This is a genomic window from Gordonia sp. NPDC003950 (genome assembly GCF_053605205.1).
On the sequence record NZ_JBSGIT010000021.1, the window covers coordinates 52853 to 69704 of the forward strand.

The following is a 16852-nucleotide window of genomic DNA, read 5'->3' on the forward strand; positions in this document are numbered from 1 at the left end:
GGCCGTTGTGTTGTCAGCGTCCTCCGGGGGGCGGTGTCGTTCGGGCCGGTCGGCCCTGGTGGGTGGTCCCCACTTCGGTTGTCGCGTCGACGATTTCGTCGAGGAGTTGCGGGAAGGTGGCCGAGGTGGTGCGCACGATCGATGAATGTGTCTGTCCGGCAAGCACAACCACCTCCGCGTGGCCACCATCTGCGTGGACCGCGGACGCATAAGCGTAGGTCAGCAGCGCCGGAACGGTGGTGTCACGCGAACCTACGACGGCGATGATCGGAACCGACGGATCGATGTTCTGGATCGGATCGACCGCAGCGAAATGCCCGGGCACCTGGGCGGCGGTACCCCCGAGAACGGTGATCGGGTTGCGGTCCCCGAGCCGCACCGCGCGACGGAGGTCCAATGGTCCGGAGATGGAGACGGCCAGGGCCGGACGGTATTTCGGTGGCCCGGACGGATCGCCGGGGAGTGGGCGGCGCCGGGTTGCCGACCACACGGCGAGTTGTGCGCCGGCGGAGTGCCCGACCACCACCGAGCGTCGCGGATCGATACGTGGGAATCGCTGCGCCAGAGCGGGAATCGTGTCCATGGCGGCGGCGATGTCGCTGAAGGTGGTGGGCCAGCCGCCGCCACGGCCGACCCGGCGGTACTCGATGTTCAGCACCGCCAGGTCGCGGTCGGCGAGCGCGACCGCGAACGCGGTGAAACTGGCCGCACCGACACGGCTCTTCCACGCGCCACCGTGGATGAGGATGACCAGCGGGATGCGTCCGGGGTGCGTCGCGGTGGGCAGGTAGAGGTCCATGTAGTTTTGCTGCGGGTCGGCGACGCCATCGGTCACCGGGTAGTCGATGCGATCCACCGACATGTACGGCGTCGATGCCATCACCGATGGTGCCGGGGGTCCGGCCATACCGGTCTGTCCCGACGAGGCGGACACTCCCAGGGTGAGCGCCACGACGCCGAGCACACCCGCCGTCAGCACCCGAGCCCGCGCGGTCCGACGACGCCGAGCGGACGCATGCACCGGAGCCACCCGTCCATTGTGCGGGCTGTTGGTGGAGCACGCTTCGTGACCGGGCGCCGGCATGTGAGGATGTGGTCCGAGCCGAACACAGGAGGTCCGACGATGGCGCGCAACGGATGGGGGCTTGCCGATGCACCCTCGCAACGCGGGCGTGTGGTGGTGGTGACCGGCGCCAACTCCGGCATCGGACTGGAAACCGCTCGGCAGTTCGCGCTGCTCGGTGCGCACGTGGTCTTGGCCTGCCGCAATCCGCGGTCTGCCGCCGCCGCGCGTGACGACATCGCGGCGACCGTGCCCGGAGCGCACCTCGACACCGTCGGACTGGACCTCAGTGACCTGTCGTCGGTGCGTGACTGCGCCGACACCCTCATCGCCGACTACCCGGTGATCGACGTCCTCGTCAACAATGCGGGCCTCATGCGGCAACGTCGGGAACTCACCGTCGACGGTTTCGAGATGGACTTCGGAACGAACTTTCTCGGGCACTTCGCGCTCACCGGCCACCTCCTCGGTGCGTTGCGCAGCGCGCCCGCGGCGCGCATCGTCACCGTCGCCTCCAAGGTGTACAAGGCGGGCCTCATCGACTTCGACGACCTCACCATGGAGCACGGGTTCTCGGCGGCACGGGCATACGCCCGCGCCAAGTTCGCGCAACTGGTGTTCGCGGTGGAGTTGCAGCGGCGACTGTCGCGCAGTGCGGGGTCGCCGATCTCGGTGGCCGCCCATCCCGGCGCCACCCAGTCGGGTGTGATGCGGGATCAGGCCGCAACTGTGCGGTGGCTGTTCACGACCCCGTCGTTGCGGTGGCTCCGCCGCACCTTCATCATGGAAACCCCTGGTGGTGCCCTGATCTCTCTGCGCGCGGCCACCGATCCCGGGGTTCTGGGCGGTCAGTACTACGGCCCACGCGGACCGTTCGAGTTCAGTGGTCCGCCCGTCCAGGTGACGCTGACCGACAAGGCCACCGATCCCGTTCTCGGACAGCAGCTCTGGGACACCGCGGGGAAGCTGACCGGGGTGGATTTCAGGTTGTAGGCGGTGAACCGACCCACAATCGGGTTGGACGATCGCGGCCCACGCCCTCGGCATTGGCCCTACCATCACGGACAATGACTCGCACAGCTGCTTTCGTCCGGATCGTGATCGCGTACGTCCTGGCGATCGGGGTGGGCCTGATCTGGCTGATCTGGGGACCCGGCACCGGCATGCGGTGGCTGGATTCGCTGATCGCCGATGTACTCGCCACCCTGGTGATCTTCGGTTTCAGTCGGCTCCACCACAATTCGAGCTTCTACGACGCGTACTGGAGTGTCATCCCACCTCTGCTGGTCATCTGGTGGTGGGTCCGGGGTGACACCGGAATCGGGGCGTGGCATTGCTGGGCGATCGTCGGTGTCGTCACGATCTGGGCGGTGCGACTGACGATCAACTGGATTCGGACGTTCCCGGGTCTGCATCACGAGGACTGGCGGTACCCGATGCTGCGCGGGCGCGCCGGTCGTGCCGAGTTCGTCGTCGACCTCACGGCCATCCATCTGGTCCCGACCCTGCAGGTATTCGTCGCTCTGATGCCGGTGTACGTCGCCGTCTGGGAGCCCGACGTGCGGCTGCCGTGGCTGGTCGTCGTCGCCACGGTGGTCGGACTCGGCGCGGTGGCCCTGGAAACACTGGCCGATCGGCAACTGCGTGTGTTCACCGCGGACGCGGAGCCCGGCGCGGTGATGGATCGAGGCGTGTGGTCGTGGTCGCGGCACCCGAACTACTTCGGTGAGTTCGGTTTCTGGTTCTCGTTGGCCCTCTTCGGAATCGCCGCTGTTCCCGGCGACGCATGGTGGATGTTCGTCGGTGCGGTGGTGATGCTGGCCATGTTCCTCGGTGCGAGCATCCCGATGATGGAGCAGCGCAGCCTCGAGCGGCGCCCTGCCTACGCCGAGGTGATGGCGCGGGTGTCGATGTTCGTTCCGCGCCCGCCGCGGCCGGCACGCGTCGCAGGCCGATGACACGACCTCGGGTCGTCATCGCGGGGATGGGAGACACCGGCACGCTCACCGCCATTGCGCTGTCGCGTCACGTCGACGTCGTCGGCATCTCGCCGACCGACGCACTGATCAGTGGTCAGGAACTCGGTCTGCGACTGGCCCGGCCGGATGTCTGGGCCGGCGAGTACGCGCTGCCGTATCGGAACTACCGCAAGCTCGATGAGGTTCGAATCATCAAGGGCCGCATACTCGGTGCCGACCTGGACCGACGGACGGTCACCGTCGACACCGCCGCCGGCGGCACGCTGACCGAGCCGTACGACGCCCTCGTGATCGCCACCGGCGTACGCAACGGATTCTGGCGCACCACCGACCTCCGGTCCACTGCCGCGGTGCGCGATGACCTGGCCGCGCACCACCGTCGGATCGCGGAGGCGACGTCGGTGATCGTCGTCGGCGGGGGAGCCTCGGCGGTGAGCGCCGCGAGCAACATCGCGACGCGCTTCCCGACCATCCGCGTCGACCTCTTCTTCCCCGCGGAAACACCGCTGCGGCAGCATCATCGACGCGTCTGGACCACGGTACGACGACGCCTCGAGACCGCCGGGGTGCGGCTGCACCCCGGTCACCGGGCCGAACTCACCGGCGTCGACACCGACGACATCGGTACCGGACGGGTCCGCTGGAGCACCGGACAACCCGACGCCGAGGCCGACGTCATCATCTGGGCGGTCGGCGCATCCACGCCGAACACCGGGTGGGTGCCGGCGGAGATCCTCGACGACCGCGGATTCGTCACCGTCACACCACGATTACAGATCCCGGATCATCCGGAGGTGTTCGCCGTCGGCGACGTGGCGGCCACCGATCCGCTGCGGTCGTCGGCACGCAACCGCGCCGACCGCCTCGTCGCCCGCAATGTGCGTGCTCATCTGGCCGGACGGCGGCTGCGTTCCTACCGGCCGCCGCGTCGTCGCTGGGGATCGGTGATCGGACCCCAGGCCGATGGGCTGCAGGTGTTCGCCCCGAACGGCCGTGCGTTCCGATTCCCGGCGTGGTCGGTGCGGACCGTCCTGTGGCCGATCATCGTGCGCCGAGGCATCTATCGGGGTGTGCGAGATCGACCAGGCGTGTGGGAGGCGAGCCCACCCGACGAGGATTGACACCTGTACGCTCGGATTCGGTACCGCCGAGAGAGGGAGGATCTCACCATGGTCGACAACGTTCTGTGGGATGCCATTGCGTCCAACGACTCTGTGCTCGACGCCCTGCTGTTCATCTTCAGTGGCGTGAAGTAGTAGTCCGATACCGACGACGCCCCGATCTCCGAGATCGGGGCGTCGTCGTGTCGGGAGCACGGACATCTTCTCCAACGGGAGGTGTCAGAGAGCGAAACGTCCGGCGAACGCACGCAACGGCAGGTCCGTGCTGGTGATGATGCCGGGTCGGGCGGCGACCACCGACCGGAGGGAGTTCAGCGCCGGCATGCCTGTCACGGTCATGCCGATCGACGCGAAGTTCTCGGGTTTGGACAGATCGACGCCCGGCCGCGGGAAGATCATGTGCTTGCTGTAGATGCTGGGATCGCCGGTGACCTGGGTGATGTAGCAGGACTTGATGTCCCACGCCGGATCTGTGTGCGGGGTCATCTGCCATTCGAGGTGCGACTCGATCCGTGCAACGCCGTCGACCATCCCCCGGTAGGAGATGTAGTTGGCGCCGAGCGAACCCTTGGGCAGTTGGTACCAGCCCAGATCGATGTCCTTGGTACAGGCCCCGAGTTCGTAGTTGAAGGTCACCTCGTCGAGTTCGAGATCGAATGCGTCCGCCATCAGATACACCGAGTCGGCGAACACCGCCGTGTATTTGTGCAGCGACTCCGGAATCGACGGATCATCCACGGAGCGTCCGTATCCGACCTCCTTCCACGTCTCCACCGAGTGATGGCAGGACACGTCCACCGACTCGATGACGGTCACGTTCTGGATCTCGGCGACGTCGGCGGTGTGCACGATGCCGAGGATCTGATTCAGTCCCGGGTTCATCCCGGTGCCGTAGAACGTGGAACAGCCTCGCTCGCAGGCCGATTGGATGACCTCGCTGACCTTCCGGCCGGACGGGTGCGACCAGTTGGTGTCGCGGTGATAGCCGGTGATCCAGTCCGCGGTCGTGACGACGTTGATGCCGGCCTCCAACACGCGCTCGTAGAGTGCCTCATCGGGGAAGACGCCGTGGAAGGTCAACACGTCGGGTTCGGCGGCGATGATCTCCTCGACGGTCCCCGTCGCGGTCACACCGATCGGGTCCAGACCGACGATCTCACCGGCGTCCCGGCCGATCTTGTCGGCGGTGTAACAGTGCAACCCGACGAGTTCGAGATCGGGGTGCCGCTGAATCCGACCGATCGTCTCGGTGCCGAGATTGCCTGTGGCAACCTGGAATACCCGAATCTTGGTGTCGCTGCTCATGAACGTGTGACCTCTCTTCGGTGAGTAAGGCGTCAGGCCGACGCGGACACGGCCGAGGGATGCAGCGGGACGATTGCCCCGCTGTGTGGGCAAGCGGGATCGAGATCGATGGGCACAGCGTCGTCGGGATAGAACTGGCGCGCCCACTCCCGCAGTGCGGTGAATCCGCGGAACTCCCTGCGGGACAGCGCCGGTGGATCGGAGTACCGCTGGTGTGACCAGATCTCGACGTCCGCGGCGAACTGCTCGATCACCAGATCCGCCATCGCCCGGCCGTAGTCGGTCATGTCGTCGGCGTCCTCCTCGCCGGGTTTGCGTCCGATCCACACGGTGAATCGGACGTCGCAGGTCGCATCGTCGACGGGGGTGACCGCGGGCATGGTGCGGTTGGAGATCATCCCCCACGACTTGGTGACCGAGCAGCCGAGGCCGGCGTTGATGGAATACACTCCGCTACCGGCGGTTTCGAGGGTCTTGCCCGCTTCGAAGGCGATGGTGAAGTCGACGTAGGAGACCGGTCCGTCGAAGTCGTGCCGGGTGAACTCCGGCATGAACGGGGTGCCGTGCACGAAGGTGAAGTGCGCGAAGTCGACGCCGTTCTCGAGAACGTACTGCGGGTGTAGTTCCACCCCTCGCCAGCAGCGGATGGCGGCCGGCACCGGCCGGTAGTAGAGCCGGGCCGCCTCGGCGTCGTCGCCGAAACCGGCGAACACGTCAGGGACATCGAAATACGGTGCGCGGCCGTGCTTGTCGTGCCAGATCCACACCGACTCGTTGCGTTCGACCACCGGATAACTCCGGATGCGCCGGCCTTTGTTTGGTCGCTTCTCGTAGGGGATGCAGACGTTGCGGCCCTCGCTGTTCCACTGCCATCCGTGAAAGGGGCACTGCAGATTCTCGCCGTGTACGGTACCGCCGTAGCCGAGGTGGGCGCCGAGGTGTTCGCAGTAGGCGTCGAAGACCGACAACCGGCCGGAGGCCGATCGCCACGCCACCATGTCGCGGCCGAAGTAGGTCATCCGGTGGACCTGGCCGACCGCGATCTCGTTCGACCACGCCACCTGGAACCATCCGGTGGGCTCCATGGACAGGGGTGTCTTGGTCACTGGTGGTGTTCCCTTCGATGACCGCGGCGGGGGCTGATGTCGCACGCTCTGGTCAGAAAGGTAGAACCCTCTGCGAAAAAATACAAGAGGGTTCTATGAAAAGGGGGAGTGCTGGGTACGATGCCCGGTATGGCAGAAGCCGAGGTGAGTGCCCGACGCCCCAACAGGCGGGGGCAGGCGACGCGCGACGCGATGCTCGACGCCGCGGTCACCTCGTTGGCCTCGGGGGATCCGGGTTCGGTGTCGGGCAATCGGATCGCCAAGGACATCGGGGCCACCTGGGGGGCGATCAAATATCAGTTCGGCGACATCGACGGCCTGTGGGCGGCGGTGCTGCGCCGCACCGCCGAACGCCGCGGCAACCTCCCGGTCCGCGACGTCCCGCCCGGCACCCCGATCGCCGATCGTGTGCACGCCGTCGTCGACCTCATGTACGAGGGGCTGACCGCGCCGGATTCCCGGGCGATCGAGACACTGCGAGCGGCGCTGCCGCGGGATGCGGCCGAACTCGAACGGCTCTACCCGCAGACGGCAGCGGAGTTCGCGTCGTGGTCACCGTCGTGGAATGAGGCGTGCCAGCGACTTTTCGGTGATCTCGGCGTCGATCCCGCCCGGGTGCACGAGGTGGCCGAGTTACTGCCGGGCGCGGTGCGCGGGCTGGTCTCGGAAAAGCAGCTCGGCAGTTACAGTGACCTCGACGTCGCCCGCAGGGGACTGGCCAACGCGATCGCGGCCTACCTGGACCCGTCTGCCCCGAACGCGCCGGGCACGGACCGGCCCTGAGCGTCGCAGGTCATCGGCCGGTCACTCGGCGGCGGCGACCTGCGCGCGCACCTCGTCCATGTCGAGTCCCTCGACGGCGCTGATCAACTGCTCGAGTTGCGGGGCCATCAGGGCGCCGGCCTGGTTGAAGACCATGATGCCGTCGCGGAAGGCCATCAGCGTCGGGATCGAGCGAATGCCGAACCCGCCGGCCAGCTCCTGCTGCGCCTCGGTGTCGACCTTGCCGAACACGATGTTCGGGTGGGCTTCGGCCGCCTTCTCGAAGACGGGCGCGAACATGCGGCACGGGCCGCACCAGCCGGCCCAGAAGTCGAGGAGGACGATGCCCTCGGCGTCGACGGTCTCGGAGAAGTTCTCCATGGTGATCTCACGTGTACTCATGGGACGTTCAATGATGGGTGGTGCCGACATATTCCCTGATCCAATACCCTGTGGGGTATACGACATCAGTCATCGGGAAGACCGAGTGCGTGCCGTGCGGCCGTGATCTCGGCGACGACCCGGACGTCGTCCCACCCCAACTCCGCTCCGGCGAGGCGCGCCATCTCGGCGAGGTCGTCGTCGGTGGGCGGTGCCGCGGTGCCGATGCCGGTGCGGCGGATCAGCAGATCGGTCAACGACCGCGCCGATTCGTGCCTGGCGGAATGTACGAGGGCGGCCAGCGGGATGCCGTCATGGGTCACCGCGCGGGCCAACTCGGGCCGCTCGTCGGCGAGTCCGATCACCGCGGGCGCGTCGCTGCCGTAGATCTCCTCGACGATGGCGACGGATGTCGCGTCCAGGGCGGTGCTCGTCAACGCCGGACGCCGGGTGCCCTCGCATCCGACGAGGAGGCGGGTGGCGGTGGTGCTCGGCGAGACCGACAATCCCGCACCACGGGCCAAGGAATCGACCGCCTTCTGCGCGAAGGCGCGGGAATTGGTGTACTTCCCGCCGGTGGCGGAGACGATCCCGGCCATCCCCTGCTTGGCGTGATCGACGAGTTCGGATGCGCGACTGGCGTTGTAGGTGTCCTCGCCGGCCTGCTCGGTCAGCGGGCGCAGCCCACCATAGGCGGTGATCACGTCGTCGATGTCGAGGTGTACCGGCACCATCGACGCCTCGTTGATGGCCGAGATGAACTTCACCACGGCCGCCCGGGTGAGCCGCCACTCGTCGACCGCGCCGTGGTACGGCGTCTCGGTGGGACCGACCAACGACAGTCCGCGCCACGGTGCGAAGCTGAAATGTCGGTGGCCGGACACCGTCAGCACCATCGTCGGCGACAACTCGCGGGTGACCAGGTAGATGCCCTCGGATCGCACCGTCGGTTCCGGTCCGGTGAGTTGTTTGGTGATCGGACTCGCGGCCAGCACGTCACGAGCCCACGGACCCGTCGCATTGACCGTGACGCGCGCCCGGACCTCACCCACCCGACCCGAAAGATGATCGCGCACATGGGCTCCGACGACACGCCCGGCGCCACCGATGATCGTCTCCACACCGACACCGTTGGCCACGAGTGCGCCGTGAGCGGCGGCGCTGCGCAGGAAGGCCAGGGTGAGTCGTTCCGGGAACGCCATCATCGCGTCGTGGAAGAGGGCGCCGGAGTCCAGGCTGGGCAATCCCCGGGCCACCAGGGCGTCGTGGCTCAGAATGCGGTGTCGGGGAATGTGTTTGGTGGGGTCGGCGATGCGGTTGCGGTCCGCGGACAAAAGGTCATAGGCGGTCAGCCCGGCGCGTTCGACGATCCCCGGATCCGGGAGCACCATTCCGATCGGGCTGACCAGGTTGGGGGCGATCGACATCAGCGTGCGCCGCTCGGCCAGGGATTCCCGCACCAGGCGCACGTCGAACTGCTTGAGATAGCGCAGCCCACCGTGGATCAGTTTCCCGGTGGCCGCCGACGTCGCGCCGCCGAAGTCGTCGCGTTCGACCACCGCCACCTCCAGACCGCGGCTCGCGGCCTCGTACGCCACGGCCGCTCCGGTGATCCCGCCGCCGATCACCAGCACGTCGACTGTGGTTGTGCCACCACCGAACTCGGTGCGGTGCAGGGTCGTGGTCGCCATCGTGTCAGTGCTCCTCGATGTCGGCGCGGATTCGCCGCAGGAGATCGTCGCGTTCGCTCTCGACGTCGAGCCGGCCGAGCCGCAGGACACGCACCGCGATCATCCACGGGTCGATATCGGCGGTACCGATCCCGGATAGTTTCTGGTACTCGGCGAGATACAAGTGCAGCATCACCCGGCGAACGCTTTGGTAGACAACGCGTTGCAGGGCGGAGATACCCGGGAAAAGTTCGGCCTCGGTGAACAGCAGTCGCGTCGCCGCGACATCGGTGGCGGGCACGCCCGCGGCGGTGGACTGCCAGTCGATGGTGGCCAGACCACCGTCGTGCTCGAAGACGTTGAGCGGGTGAAAATCCAGGTGCAGCACCGAATTCCCACCGGGTAGCGCCCTGATCCGGCGGCGCACCGCGGCCCGTTCCTGCTCGGTCAGCGCCGAGAGTGGTTCGGAATCCAGCAGATCGACGGCCACCTCCCGGATGTCGGTGAACGCGGTGCTGCGGTGGGAATGAATCCGCACGTGCTCGCGGGCCAGCGACCGCGCGACGGCCGGGATCCGATACGGGCGCCGCTCGGCGACGGTGGTGAGCGGATCGCCGGCGACCCGGTCGAAGATGATGCCGACCCGCGCGTCGTCGAGGAGGAGCTTGCCGTGACAGGCGATCGGCGTGATCCCGAGGGTGTGCACCTCGATCGAGTCGTGCACCTCCTTGTCGATGGCCGCGACCGCGGTGTCGGTTCGGGAATCGCGGAAGACCTTGATTACCTTGGCTTCTCCCCAGGCATAGATGTCGCTGGTACGACCGGTGGCAATCGGACGGCCCAGTTGATGACTCATGGTGTGTCCTTCTGCCCGTAGCGGATGAGCAGGGCGTGCTCGATCACCGCGAGCTGCTGCGCGTCGTCCAGCGTGCGGGGGGTTCCGAGGGCGTGGGCGTGCCAATACAACTCGCAGAGCCATTCCAGCAGCGCGGCGTTGTCGACGGCCTTGTCGAGATCGTTGCCCAGAGCGACGGCGCCGTGATTGGCCATCAGTGCGCCCAGCCGGCCCTCGAGTGCGGAGTGCACCGCCGCGGCGAGTGCCTCGGTGCCGAAGGTCTCGAACGGGGCCACACGCAGGGAGCCGCCGAGTCCGAGCTGCTGATAGTGGATGACCGGCAACTCGTCGCACACCACCGCGACCGCGGTCGCGAACCGCGAATGGGTGTGCACGACCGCGTTGATCCCGGTGAACTGCGGCTGCCGGTAGACGCCGAGATGGAGTTCGATCTCCGAGGAGGGCCGGTGATTGCCGGCCACGATGTCGCCGGTGAGGTTCACCACGGTGACGTCGTCGACGCCGGCCTCACCGAGGACGGTGCCGGATGCGGTGATGGCGACCAGATCGCCGTCACGGGCGCTGACGTTGCCGGCCGAGCCGATGAAAAGGCCGAGGTCGCCGAGGTGCCGCGACGCTGCGGCCACGTGCGCGCACAGGGTGCGGGTGGAATCGGATATCACTCGTTCACCCTCGGTGGTTGCGAAATCAAAGTCAAGTCTGGTTTCACGTCGTGCGCATCTCACTGGATAGGATCACCAGGATGTCTCACCCGTCGTCCGATGACTCCGTAGGTACCGATCTCGATTCGGTGCCACTGCGTCGAGTCCCCACCCAGACGCGGTCGCGGGAAAAGGTCAGCCGCGCCCTGGTCGCCGCCGACGTGATCGCACGCCGCGACGGCGTGGAAGCGCTCACCCTGACCCGCGTTGCCGAGGAGGCCGGACTGTCGGTCGGGGCGTTGCACCAATACCTCCCGGATCGCGAGGCCATCGTCGCTGCGCTCGTCGCCCGCTACCACGAACGCATCGAGGCGCAGATGGACGCGATCATCGATCGCGTCGAGGTGGGCGCGGTCGACGATCCGGTGCGCGAGGTGATCGGCCGGATCGCGCAGATCTACACCGAGGAACGCAGTGTTCGCCTGGTTCGCGCGATGGGTGCGGTGGCCGCCGACGGCGGGCGCGCCCACAAGGCGCGGATGGTGGAGAAGCTGCGCGAACTGATGTTCCGCTGCGGCATGCCCGGGACCGCCATGGCCGTCGTGCGGATTGTCTTCGCCTCCGCCGATGCGGTGATGCACGAGGCGTTCGCCGGCGACGAACCCGACGCCGCGCTGCTCGCCGAACTCGAGACGATGCTGCGCGCCTACCTCGATCAGCGGTGACGGGCCACCGACCTCAGCGTTGATGACCCGACTCCCCGACGATCTCCAGCGCCGACAACCCGACCATCAGCGCGCGTAACCCCAACAGGAGACCCTCGAGATCCTCCCCGCCGGGATCGGCGATCCGATGCAGGGAGAATCCGTCGATCATCGCGAGCATGGCGTGGGCGGCGAGGGGATTGTGCACCCCACCGGCCCTCAGCGCCCGGCCGGCGACGTCGCGTGTCGCGTTGATGATGTCGACGACGCGTTCGCGCAGTTCGGGTTTGCGCGAGGCATAGAGGTAGATCTCGAACTGTGCGATGGTGTGCGGATCGTCCTCGTTGCGGATGAAGTCGACGAAGCTGTCGATCAGTCGCCGCGTCGACGAGCCCTCGCCGACCGCTCCCTCGAGCGCGCCGAGCCGGGCGACCTCGCGATCCATCGCCTCCGACACCGCCTCACCCATCAACTCGTCGATGGATTCGAAGAAGTAGCTCGTCGACGAGGCGGGCAGGCCCGCGGCGGCGGCCACCGCGCGGTGTGTCACCGCCGCGAGTCCCTGCTCGGCCATGATCTCGATGGTCGCATCGAGGAGTTTCTGCCGGCGCTGGCGGCTGCGTTCGCGGACGCCCCGCTCACTGGTCGGGTTGGCGCTCATCGGCGTAAGTCGTTGGTGCGGGCACTCGGCGCTATCTCTCCGTGGGTGTGGGGTGGGTGAGGTGGGCTCTGAAGATCATTTCACCGGCACTCCGGCCGCCGGCCGCCAACGGGTGGACTCGAGCCGGCGGACCGCCGGGATGACCGCGACGAGTCCGGCGGCGGGAATCAGGAAGGCCAGGCCGATCCCCGATCCGGACGCGACGGCACCGATCGTCACCGCCCCGAGGATCACGCCCACATAGTTGAACAGGTTGACTCGCGCGATCACCTCGTCGCGGCGGGCCGGCAGGATGCGCCCGGCCACCGCGAAGGTGACCGGGATCAGGATGCCGCCGGCAACACCCGCGATGGCCAGGCCGACGATGGCGCCTGCGAACGCGGGGACGGCGGCGATCACCGCGCATCCCGCGATGCCGATGGCCAGCGATACCCACGCCAGCCGGGTCACGCCGAAGCGAGTCTCGAGACGGTCGGTGACGAGTCGGGAACCCAGCGTGGTGACCTGATACATCGCGTAGCCCAGCGGCGCGAGGTTGGCCAGGTTGTCGAATGCGTTGGTGAGATAGACGGTGCTCCATGTCGCCACGGCGGAATCGAGCATGAAAATCGCCATCAGGGTCAGTCCCACCAGCCAGATGGATCGGCGCGGCATCGGGATTCGCCGCGGCTCATCGCCGGCGGTGAGGTCGGTGTTCTCGGCGGGCGAGGCCGCGCCGTGATGGTCGGGGTGGAGTTCGGGTGCGGCCTGTTCGCGGGACGGGTCAAGCCCCATCACCCCGAACACCGCCACCGCGATCTGCACGGCGGCGGCGGTCAACAGCGCCCCGACCGCACCCGCGGCCGTCGACAGGAATCCACTCATCGCTACGGCGCCCAGCGCCGCGGCAGCGGTGTACGCGGCGAAGAGCCGGCCCAGGTACGGGCTGCCGGTTCGGGCCTCGAGCATGGTGCCCTGGATGTTCTGGGCGGCGTCCATCGTCCCGAGCCCGATGCCGTAGATGACGACCGACGCCATGAAGATCGCGAACGCCGGCGCGAACGCCATGGACGCGATGGCCGCCGCCTGAACCGTCAGGGCCGCGCACACCGCCACGCGGCTGCCCCACCGCACCGAGATCAGGTCCGCGGCGATCGAACCGACGCCCGCCATCACGCAGGTTCCCAGCAGGATCAGGGCGACGCCTTGATCGTTGATGTCCCAGGTGTCCTGGAACGACGGCAACGCGGTCATGACCGCGGCGTAACCGAGGCCTTGTGCGGCGTATCCGCACGCGGCGGTCGCCTTGCGAACCCGCAGTGCGGGTTGCTGTCCGATGGCGTCGGACCCGGTGGGAGTGATCTGCATTCGAGGATCCTTCGTGGTCGTCGACTGATTGTCGCGCGTGTGTGCCGGCCTGTGCACCCGTGTCGGAATATGTGTGTTGCTGCGGGGTAAAACTCGGGATACGAACTCTGGACTGATGTCCTGTTATCTCCATTAGGGAGCCCGAGATCGAACAGGGCAAGAGCACCCGAACAGTGTTTACACTTCGGAAACCCGACGGCGTCGACGGCGACCTACCCTAATTCCTGAGCAACTGTCCAGACTTGATGGCACACTGTCTCCGACGCTCCGGACCACCTCCGTGGCCGACGACGATGAAGGGATCTCCATGTCCACTCCACCGACCGTCCTGGTCACCGGAGCGAGCTCCGGAATCGGCAAGGGCTTCGCCACCCGATACGCCCGGCAGGGCCACGACGTCGTGCTGGTGGCGCGGCGAGCCGACCGACTCGACGCGCTGGCCGTCGAGTTGTAGAACGCGCACTCCGTCACCGCCACCGTGGTACCGGCAGATCTGACCGACCCCACGGCAGCGGAGACAATCGGCGAGCACCTCGACCGCGAGGGCATCGCGGTCGGAATCCTGGTGAACTGCGCAGGTTTCGGTACCGCGGGCCCGTTCATCGAGGAAGACCCGGCCCGGCTGGCCGATGAGATCGCCGTCGACGTCGTCGCGCCGACACTGCTGACCCGCCGATTCTTGCCGTCGCTGGTGGCCGCGGGTACGCGGGGTGCGTTGATCATGGTGTCGAGCACCGCATCTCATCAGCCGGTGCCGAACATCGCGGTGTATGCCGCATGCAAGGCCTATGTCACCTCGCTCACCGCTGCGATCTGGAAAGAGCTGTCCGGCACCGGAGTACGCGTACTGGCTCTGTGCCCCGGGCCCACCGACACCGAATTCTTCGAGGCCGCCGGATCCGATCGGTTCAAGGTCGGACGGGTCGGCGCGATCGACGAGGTTCTCGACGCCGCGTTCGCGGCCCTCGATCGTGGCGGTGATCCCGTCGTGACCGTCGGACGGGGTAATCGCCTGCAGGCCCTCGCAGCCAAACTCGCCCCCCGTCGACTGACCTTGGCGGTCGGGGCCACCTCAACCACCCCCGCGGAATGACTTCGCCGGCAGAGAAAGCCGGCAGAGAAAGGCAGACTTCTCATGTTGCTCTACTTCGACGATCGAGTGCGCGCCTCGATCAACCTCGAGGCGGTGTTCGGCGCGCTGCCGACGCTCGCCGACCTGGTGGTCGAGGCGCGGACGATTCTGGCGCGACTGGACTCCGACGTCACGTTGACGCTGCGGGCACCGAGAGGACTCGGTGCTCGGTATACGTTCGGCCCCCACGGTATTCGTTCCGGCGGTGGCGCATCCGGTCCCAGCCTGTTCTTCACCTCCGCCGGGCACCTGAACGCGGTGGTCGACGGGGCGTCGCAGCCGATCCCGGTGACCGGGCCTCGCGGACTCCGCTTCCTCACCAAGGTGTTCACACCCCTCACCGAGCTGCTGTCGGAATACCTGCAGCCCGACGAGAGCCGGTTGAGCGATCCGCACTTCCGGGAGACCAGCACCCTGCTGATGCTGGAGGTGGTGGCCGGCGCGTTGTCGGTCGTCGCGAATCACGATGAGAGCGGCCGATTCTCGGCCGCACACATGCCCGACGGCAGAATCGACATGCAGATCGGCGAGGATCGGACCTACCGATTCGCCGTCGCCAACTCGGTGATGCGGCGCACCACGATCACCTCGTCGGCGCCGACCGCGGTGCTGCGCTTCGCCGACCTCGCCGTCGCCGGCGATGTCCTGAGCGGTCGCGAGAACTCGCTGTCGTGTGTCAGCGACGGCCGGATCTCGATGACCGGCCTCATTCCCCTCATCGACAACCTCAACCGCATCCTCGACCGAGTCGGGGCCTACCTCGGAGACCACGACCAATGACCGAGTCGACCATCACCGGCGGCGAAGAGCTCGCCGACCTCGAATCCTCGTCGGATACCTACAGTTACCGCAAGAGCAACGACGCCTTCGATCGTGCCGTCAAGGTGATTCCCGGCGGCATCTACGGTCACCTGTCGCCGACGGAGGGCATGCACATCCCGCGATCGGCGTTCCCGAAGTTCTCCGAACGCGCCGAGGGCACCCGATTCTGGGACCTCGACGGAAACGAGTTCATCGACTACATGTGCGGATACGGCCCCAACGTATTGGGCTACGGAGACCCGGATGTGGCTGCGGCCGCCAATGCGCAAGCAGCCAAAGAGGATACGGTTTCGGTACCGTCAGTCAAGCTGGTGGAGTTCGCCGAGCTGATGGTCGACACCGTTGCCAGCGCCGACTGGGCCTTCTTCGCGAAGAACGGCGGCGACGTCACCACGCTCGCCGTCATGACGGCACGAGCCGCGACCGCACGACGACGCATCGTGTTCTTCTCCGGCTACTACCACGGTGTGCATCCGTGGACGCAGAAACTCGACTACCCCGGGGTGCTGGCGCAGGACGTCGGCGGCAACATCGAGGTAGGATGGAACGACATCGAAGCTCTGCGTGCGGTATTCACCGAGAACCGTGGCGAGATCGCGGCGTTGATCGCGCAGCCGTACAAACACGGCAACTTCGCCGACAACGAACTGCCCAAGCCCGGCTATTGGGCCGAGGTCCGCAAGCTCTGCGACGAACACGGTGTGGTCCTCATCGTCGACGACGTCCGGGCCGGCTTCCGCCTCGATCTGGCCGGTAGTGACCACTTCTACGGATTCGAAGCCGACCTCATCTGCTTCTGCAAGGCAATCGCCAACGGATACAACGTCTCTGCACTGTGCGGCAAGGACAGTCTGCGCTCGGCGGTCAGCTCGATCACCTACACCGGCAGCTACTGGATGAGCGCCATCCCCTTCGCGGCCGGAATGGCCACCATCGAGAAACTGAAGGCCCTCGATGCACCGAAGCTCTTCCGCGAGTTGGGTACCGCCCTCACCGACGGCCTGGTCGACGTCGCCGCGTCGCACGGTCTGACACTCGTCGCCTCGGGGGAACCGGCACTGTTTTACCTGCGCATCGCCGACGACCCGTCACTCATGTTGCACCAGAGATGGATTGCCGAATGCGTCGAGCGAGGCGTCTTCCTGACCTCGCATCACAATCACTTCATCAACGCGTCTCTGACGCACGACGACATCACGCGAACCCTGGAGGTCGCCGACGCGGCGTTCACGGCGATCGTGTGACCTGATGGCGCCGGCCGCGGTCGGGGCGGCCGGCGCCATTCCCATCCGCTGGTGGCGT

General features: G+C 67.0%; 16 protein-coding genes and 1 pseudogene. 8 read left to right on the forward strand and 9 right to left on the reverse strand.

The window, feature by feature from the left end; all coding sequences use genetic code 11:
* Nucleotides 1-13 precede the first annotated feature (13 nt).
* Nucleotides 14-1030, reverse strand: a complete 1017-nt coding sequence (locus tag ACWETB_RS17900; protein ID WP_452212643.1) for an alpha/beta hydrolase — start codon at nucleotides 1028-1030, stop codon at nucleotides 14-16.
* Between the two features lie 93 nt (nucleotides 1031-1123).
* Here ACWETB_RS17900 and ACWETB_RS17905 point away from each other — a divergent pair, with 93 nt between their 5' ends.
* The 3 genes from ACWETB_RS17905 to ACWETB_RS17915 all read left to right on the forward strand — a co-directional run bounded on the left by ACWETB_RS17905 (nucleotide 1124) and on the right by ACWETB_RS17915 (nucleotide 4163).
* Nucleotides 1124-2056 (forward strand): oxidoreductase, encoded by a 933-nt coding sequence (locus tag ACWETB_RS17905; RefSeq protein WP_452212645.1) that lies wholly within the window; start codon nucleotides 1124-1126, stop codon nucleotides 2054-2056.
* A gap of 74 nt (nucleotides 2057-2130) precedes the next feature.
* The gene (locus tag ACWETB_RS17910) at nucleotides 2131-3021 is read left to right on the forward strand and encodes a DUF1295 domain-containing protein (protein WP_452212647.1); all 891 of its coding nucleotides are present in this window, start codon (nucleotides 2131-2133) and stop codon (nucleotides 3019-3021) included.
* Entirely contained in the window at nucleotides 3018-4163 is a 1146-nt protein-coding gene (locus ACWETB_RS17915; RefSeq protein ID WP_452212649.1) for an FAD-dependent oxidoreductase, read from the forward strand. Before ACWETB_RS17910 ends, ACWETB_RS17915 begins: the two co-directional genes overlap by 4 nt.
* A 219-nt stretch (nucleotides 4164-4382) precedes the next feature.
* Here ACWETB_RS17915 and ACWETB_RS17920 read toward each other — a convergent pair whose 3' ends face one another.
* Nucleotides 4383-5468, reverse strand: coding sequence for an NAD(P)H-dependent amine dehydrogenase family protein (locus tag ACWETB_RS17920; protein ID WP_348806407.1), 1086 nt, complete (start codon nucleotides 5466-5468; stop codon nucleotides 4383-4385).
* Nucleotides 5469-5500: 32 nt separating this feature from the next.
* On the reverse strand, nucleotides 5501-6574 hold the full coding sequence (locus ACWETB_RS17925; protein WP_452212652.1) for a Rieske 2Fe-2S domain-containing protein: 1074 nt from the start codon (nucleotides 6572-6574) through the stop codon (nucleotides 5501-5503).
* Nucleotides 6575-6703: 129 nt separating this feature from the next.
* Here ACWETB_RS17925 and ACWETB_RS17930 point away from each other — a divergent pair, with 129 nt between their 5' ends.
* Nucleotides 6704-7357: a TetR/AcrR family transcriptional regulator gene (locus tag ACWETB_RS17930; protein ID WP_452212654.1), complete on the forward strand. Its 654-nt coding sequence runs from the start codon at nucleotides 6704-6706 to the stop codon at nucleotides 7355-7357.
* A 21-nt stretch (nucleotides 7358-7378) separates the two neighbouring features.
* Here ACWETB_RS17930 and trxA read toward each other — a convergent pair whose 3' ends face one another.
* The 4 genes from trxA to ACWETB_RS17950 form a co-directional block, all read right to left on the reverse strand.
* The gene (trxA, locus tag ACWETB_RS17935) at nucleotides 7379-7738 is read right to left on the reverse strand and encodes a thioredoxin (RefSeq protein WP_452212656.1); all 360 of its coding nucleotides are present in this window, start codon (nucleotides 7736-7738) and stop codon (nucleotides 7379-7381) included.
* Nucleotides 7739-7803: 65 nt separating this feature from the next.
* A complete protein-coding gene (locus ACWETB_RS17940; RefSeq protein WP_452212658.1) occupies nucleotides 7804-9408 on the reverse strand; it encodes an FAD-dependent oxidoreductase in 1605 nt (534 codons plus the stop codon).
* 4 nt (nucleotides 9409-9412) lie between these two features.
* On the reverse strand, nucleotides 9413-10243 hold the full coding sequence (locus tag ACWETB_RS17945) for a phosphotransferase (RefSeq protein ID WP_452212660.1): 831 nt from the start codon (nucleotides 10241-10243) through the stop codon (nucleotides 9413-9415).
* Nucleotides 10240-10905, reverse strand: coding sequence for a class II aldolase/adducin family protein (locus tag ACWETB_RS17950; protein ID WP_452212662.1), 666 nt, complete (start codon nucleotides 10903-10905; stop codon nucleotides 10240-10242). The genes ACWETB_RS17945 and ACWETB_RS17950 overlap by 4 nt, the downstream gene beginning before the upstream one ends.
* Before the next feature lie 80 nt (nucleotides 10906-10985).
* Here ACWETB_RS17950 and ACWETB_RS17955 point away from each other — a divergent pair, with 80 nt between their 5' ends.
* Nucleotides 10986-11609, forward strand: a complete 624-nt coding sequence (locus ACWETB_RS17955) for a TetR/AcrR family transcriptional regulator (protein WP_452212664.1) — start codon at nucleotides 10986-10988, stop codon at nucleotides 11607-11609.
* A 13-nt stretch (nucleotides 11610-11622) separates the two neighbouring features.
* Here the strand turns inward: ACWETB_RS17955 and ACWETB_RS17960 are convergent, their stop codons facing one another.
* Nucleotides 11623-12249 (reverse strand): TetR/AcrR family transcriptional regulator, encoded by a 627-nt coding sequence (locus tag ACWETB_RS17960; RefSeq protein WP_452212666.1) that lies wholly within the window; start codon nucleotides 12247-12249, stop codon nucleotides 11623-11625.
* A gap of 75 nt (nucleotides 12250-12324) precedes the next feature.
* Nucleotides 12325-13596, reverse strand: coding sequence for an MFS transporter (locus tag ACWETB_RS17965; RefSeq protein ID WP_452212668.1), 1272 nt, complete (start codon nucleotides 13594-13596; stop codon nucleotides 12325-12327).
* A gap of 307 nt (nucleotides 13597-13903) precedes the next feature.
* Here ACWETB_RS17965 and ACWETB_RS17970 point away from each other — a divergent pair.
* The 3 genes and pseudogenes from ACWETB_RS17970 to ACWETB_RS17980 all read left to right on the forward strand — a co-directional run bounded on the left by ACWETB_RS17970 (nucleotide 13904) and on the right by ACWETB_RS17980 (nucleotide 16794).
* Nucleotides 13904-14689: pseudogene (locus ACWETB_RS17970) on the forward strand (SDR family NAD(P)-dependent oxidoreductase).
* A 42-nt stretch (nucleotides 14690-14731) separates the two neighbouring features.
* On the forward strand, nucleotides 14732-15508 hold the full coding sequence (locus tag ACWETB_RS17975; protein ID WP_452212670.1) for a hypothetical protein: 777 nt from the start codon (nucleotides 14732-14734) through the stop codon (nucleotides 15506-15508).
* Complete coding sequence (locus ACWETB_RS17980) at nucleotides 15505-16794, forward strand: aminotransferase class III-fold pyridoxal phosphate-dependent enzyme (protein ID WP_452212672.1); 1290 nt, start codon at nucleotides 15505-15507, stop codon at nucleotides 16792-16794. Before ACWETB_RS17975 ends, ACWETB_RS17980 begins: the two co-directional genes overlap by 4 nt.
* The last annotated feature ends 58 nt before the right edge of the window (nucleotides 16795-16852 follow it).